Genomic DNA, 2,560 nt, shown 5'->3' with positions numbered 1-2,560 from the left:
ATCACCACGCCCAATCCAATCCGCGCGCGATAATGTACGGCCGCCCGCTGACGCGCCAGGCCTACGACGAGTCGCGATGGATCGTCGAGCCGTTTCATCTTTACGATTGCTGCCTCGAGAACGACGGCGCCGCGGCCGTGATCGTCACCAGCGCCGAGCGCGCGCGCGATCTCAAGCAGAAGCCCGCATACGTCATGGCCTCGGCGCAGGGCTCCGACTTCCGTCAAGGCGCGGCGGCAGAGAACGGCCCAGACTACGCGACCTCCAACTTCAAGACCCTCGCGCCGCGCCTATACGCGATGGCGGGAATCGAGCCCAAGGACGTCGATGTCGCCCAGGTGTACGAAAATTTCACCGGCGCCGTGATGACCCGTATTGTCGAGCACGGCTTCTGCCATCCCGACGAAGTGATGGACTTCTGCACCTTCGAAAATCTGACCGCGCCCAACGGCAAGCTGCCGATCAACACCAGCGGCGGAAACCTGGCCGAGTGCTACATGCACGGACTCGAGCTGATCATCGAAGCAGCGCGCCAGGTGCGCGGCACTTCAACCTGCCAGGTGAAGGACGCCGAAATCTCGATGGTCGTGTCGGGCCCGATGGTCGCGCCGGTGAGCGACCTGATTCTCCGCCGGTGAATGCGATGGCGAACGACGAAAAAACCAAAACCTACCTGCCCGCCGGAATGCCGGCGCCGGAAGCGACCCGCGACGGATTGGATCGCGAATTCTGGGACGCGGCCAAGCGTCACGAGCTAGTCGTCCAGAAATGCAATTCATGCGGCACCTTCCAATTCGGCCCCGAATGGATCTGCCACAAATGCCACGCGCTCGACCTCGGATGGCATCGCGCATCCGGCCGCGGCCGCGTCTATAGCTGGGAGCGCGTCTGGCACCCCGCCCATCCCGCACTGAAATCCGCCTGCCCCTATCTCGTAGTAGTTGTAGAACTCCCAGACGCCGCCAACATAAGAATGGTCGGCAACCTGCTAGGCGACCCAACCCGCGAGGTCCCCTTCGACGCCCCGGTGGAAGCCGTCTTCGAAGACCACCCCGAAGGCTTCACTTTGATTCAGTGGAAGCTGGCGTAACTTGGCTCGGAGTTCGTCCCCTCTCCAGAAGGGAGAGGGGCTAGGGGAGAGGTCAGGTCTTTTCCGATTCGTCACCCTTGATAAACTTCAGCGACGCCGAATTCATGCAATATCGCAACCCCGTCGGCCGCGGACCGTCGTCGAACACGTGGCCGAGATGCGCGTCGCATTGCGCGCACATCACCTCGGTCCGCTTCATGAAAAGTGAGCGGTCGGTTTCCGTCTTGACGTTTTCCGGCGCGATCGGCTGATAGAAGCTCGGCCATCCGGTCCCCGATTCGAACTTGGTGTCGGAGCTGAACAGCGCGTTGCCGCAGCAGATGCATCGATAGAGACCCTTGTCGTGATTCTCTGCGTATAGGTTCTGGAACGGCCGCTCGGTACCCTTTTTGCGCGCGACCTCGAACTGCTCCGGGGTCAGCTCCTTGCGCCATTCCTCGTCCGTCTTGACAACTTTATCTACCATCACGAGTCCCTTTCTCTTGCCGGTATCGGTGAACTCTACGATCGATACTTTGACTATACCCGACGAACCCGAATCCGGCGAATCACCCGCCGCGCTGACGTTGACGCTCTTCTCAGCGTAACCGAACGCAATTATCGCAGGTATCGCAGCAATCGCGGCAACAAATGCGCGCCGCCCGATGATGCGCGCGTTCTGACTATTCGACTTACTATTCTTTTCCGCCGACTTCCGTTCCGTTGTGTTGATCATTGCATATTAGAAAACAGCTTCGAGGACCGCGCGGTTCCCACCGGGCCTGACCGCAGCGCTAGATCTGATACACAAACAGCTTCTGTTCTTTGGGCTTCAGATACACGTGCGCTCCCGTCTCCAGGTGCAGCACCTCGTAACGCTCGTGGCTGATCTCCACCTGCACCATGTCGCCCCACTCGGCGACCAGCTCTACTTTGACCTGCGGGCCGGCCGGGTTGATCGACTTCACGGTCGCAGGGAACGTCTGCTTGCCGTTGGGACGCATCACGATTTCCAGCAGATGCGGCCGCACGTAGAGGACCGCCTTGCCGTTCTCGTCGGGATGCGCGTGCGCGTGAGTGTTTTCGAGCTCCACCGCAGTGTCGCCGAGAAACACGCGGCCGTTTTCAATTCGGCCATGGAACAGGTTCACGTTCCCCAGAAAGTTGTACACGAACGCGTTGGACGGATGGTGATAAACTTCCTCGGCAGTGCCGATCTGCTCGATATGCCCCTGGTTCATCACGACGATCCGGTTGGCGAGCTCGAGCGCCTCTTCCTGATCGTGCGTGACGAAGACGCTGGTAATTTTGATTTCGTCGTGGAGCCGCCGCAGCCATCGGCGAAGTTCCTGCCGCACCTTGGCGTCGAGTGCGCCGAACGGCTCGTCGAGTAAAAGGACTTTCGGCTCGACAGCGAGCGTGCGTGCCAGTGCGACGCGCTGGCGCTGCCCGCCAGAGAGCTGCGACGGGTAGCGATCGGCAAGGAAGTCG

At 60.7% G+C, this 2,560-nt stretch carries 4 protein-coding genes; 2 read left to right on the top strand and 2 right to left on the bottom strand.

What is annotated here, in order from left to right; all coding sequences use genetic code 11:
• Nucleotides 1–638: thiolase C-terminal domain-containing protein (locus VIW95_RS14365; RefSeq protein WP_414645298.1), on the top strand; the 638-nt coding region annotated here is incomplete at its 5' end.
• A 5-nt stretch (nucleotides 639–643) separates the two neighbouring features.
• Nucleotides 644–1,090: a Zn-ribbon domain-containing OB-fold protein gene (locus VIW95_RS14360; RefSeq protein ID WP_331587710.1), complete on the top strand. Its 447-nt coding sequence runs from the start codon at nucleotides 644–646 to the stop codon at nucleotides 1,088–1,090.
• 52 nt (nucleotides 1,091–1,142) lie between these two features.
• Here VIW95_RS14360 and msrB read toward each other — a convergent pair whose 3' ends face one another.
• Together msrB and VIW95_RS14350 are read right to left on the bottom strand one after the other, a co-directional pair.
• A complete protein-coding gene (gene msrB / locus VIW95_RS14355) occupies nucleotides 1,143–1,805 on the bottom strand; it encodes a peptide-methionine (R)-S-oxide reductase MsrB (RefSeq protein ID WP_331587708.1) in 663 nt (220 codons plus the stop codon).
• A gap of 58 nt (nucleotides 1,806–1,863) precedes the next feature.
• A partial coding sequence (locus VIW95_RS14350) for a sulfate/molybdate ABC transporter ATP-binding protein (protein WP_331587706.1) occupies nucleotides 1,864–2,560 on the bottom strand: 697 nt, incomplete at its 5' end.

Source organism: Binatus sp. (SeqCode), assembly GCF_036522015.1.
In the GTDB taxonomy this organism is placed as follows: Bacteria; Desulfobacterota; Binatia; order Binatales; family Binataceae; genus Binatus.
Note: the sequence above shows the minus strand (reverse complement) of the source record. Positions and strands in the feature narration are given on the sequence as shown.

Coding starts and splice junctions, on each gene's coding strand:
- VIW95_RS14360 (WP_331587710.1), top strand. CDS start 644: ATGGCGAACGACGAAAAAACCAAAACCTACCTGCCCGCCGGAATGCCG.
- msrB (WP_331587708.1), bottom strand. CDS start 1,805: ATGATCAACACAACGGAACGGAAGTCGGCGGAAAAGAATAGTAAGTCG.